The organism is Pseudomonas sp. P7548 (assembly GCF_013386585.1).
Taxonomy (GTDB): Bacteria; Pseudomonadota; Gammaproteobacteria; order Pseudomonadales; family Pseudomonadaceae; genus Aquipseudomonas.
In genome coordinates this window covers 1-1,817 of sequence record NZ_JACARO010000142.1, presented here as the reverse complement: position 1 = coordinate 1,817, position 1,817 = coordinate 1, and the positions used below count along the sequence as shown (strand labels likewise).

Annotated in this window: 2 pseudogenes; both read left to right on the top strand. The window is 63.0% G+C overall.

Going from position 1 to position 1,817, the window contains the following annotated elements:
• Positions 1-73: 73 nt before the first annotated feature.
• Positions 74-830: pseudogene (locus tag HX803_RS31495) on the top strand (ABC transporter permease).
• A gap of 51 nt (positions 831-881) precedes the next feature.
• Positions 882-1,779 (top strand): annotated as a pseudogene (locus HX803_RS31490) (LysR family transcriptional regulator).
• The last annotated feature ends 38 nt before the right edge of the window (positions 1,780-1,817 follow it).

The window sequence follows — 1,817 nt, the reverse complement described above, 5'->3', positions numbered from 1 at the left end:
TCGATGAAGCGCCCGAGGCCGAGCAAGAGCTGGGTTTTGCTGATATCCGCATCGCTTACTGAAGGGGCCGCTCATGCGCCAGGAATACGAAATCACCCTCGAACCGCTGCTCAGCGTCCCCGTGGAACGCGAGCTGCCCCTGCGTCAGCGCCTGTGGCAGCAAGGTTGGCTGCGCAAGGGCTTGATCCTGATCGTGCTGGCCATTCTGTGGGAGGCTGTCGCGCGGTATCAGAACAACGACCTGCTGCTTCCGAGCTTTTTGCAGACGTCCCAGGCGCTGTTCGACGGCCTGCTCAGCGGCGAATTGCTCAGCAAGGTGAGCATTTCGCTGGCGGTGCTGATCAAGGGTTACCTGATCGGCATCGTGCTGNNTGCTGCCGTTGGCGCTGCTGTGGTTTGGCCTGGGGCAGAACAGCCTGATCTTCGTGCTGGTGCATTCGGTGTTGTGGGCGTTGGCGCTCAATACCTATTCGGGGTTCCTCGGCGTGTCCGAAACCCTGCGCATGGCCGGCCGCAACTATGGCCTCAAAGGCATGCGTTTCGTGCTGTTCATCCTGATCCCGGCTGCGCTGCCGTCGATCCTCTCGGGCCTCAAGATCGGCTGGGCTTTTGCCTGGCGCACGCTGATCGCCGCCGAGCTGGTGTTCGGCGCCACCAGCGGCAAGGGCGGGCTGGGGTGGTACATCTTCCAGAACCGCAACGAGCTGTTTACCGACAAGGTGTTTGCCGGTTTGGCCGTGGTGATCCTCATCGGCCTGCTGGTGGAAAACCTGGTGTTTGACACCTTCGAGCGGCTGACGGTGAAGCGCTGGGGCATGCAGCGCTCCTAACCCTGCTAGGATTGCACCCCATTCACTCTCCACTGAACACGAGTGCTTGGCATGCAACTACCGGACATGAACCTGTTGGTCGCCCTCGACGCCTTGCTCGACGAAGGTAGTGTGGTGGGCGCGGCGCGGCGGATGAACCTGAGCCCTGCGGCCATGAGCCGAACCCTCACGCGCATTCGCGAAGCGGTGGGCGNNTGGCCTGGTGCCGACGCCCAAGGCGCTGCAGCTGCAAGGCCAGGTGCGCAATGTGGTGGAGCAGGCGGCGGTGCTGTTTCGTTCCGCCGAGCAGGTCGACTTGAGCACGTTGCGCCGCCGCTTCAGTGTGCGGGCCAATGACTTTTTCATCGGGGTGTATGGCGGTCGGCTGTTCGACACCATGGAGCGTGTCGCACCGCTGTGTGAGTTGTGCTTCGTGCCCGAAGGCGATACCGACGACGATGCGCTGCGTGAAGGGCGGCTGGACCTGCGGGTGAGCAATACCTTGCCAGCCAGCCCCGAAGTGAAAGTGCAGAACCTGTTTTCCACTACCTTTGTCGGCCTCGCCCGGGAAGACCACCCGTTGTTTGACGAAGAGATCACCGCCGCACGCTTCGCCAGCTATTCCCACATCAGCATCTCGCGGCGTGGCAAGGCCCGCGGGCCGATCGACACCGCGCTGAATGCCCTGGGCCTGGAGCGCCGTGTCGCGATGATTGCCCCAGGCTTCCACGGCGCGATGTTCATGCTGCCCGATTCCGATCTGCTCCTGCCGGTGCCCAAGGAAGCGTTGCTGAGTGCCAACCGCCTGAAGCTGCCGTTGCGCGCCTTCCCGCTGCCGATCTCCTTGCCCACCTTGGTGTTGGCCCAATCCTGGCACCCGCGCTTCGACAAAGACCCGGCCCACAAGTGGCTGCGCGAAACCATGCGCGAAAGCTGCCACGCCACCTGGCTCGAAGCCCAGCCCACCTGACACAAACCCCATCTCACACCCCACACCCTTTGTAGGAG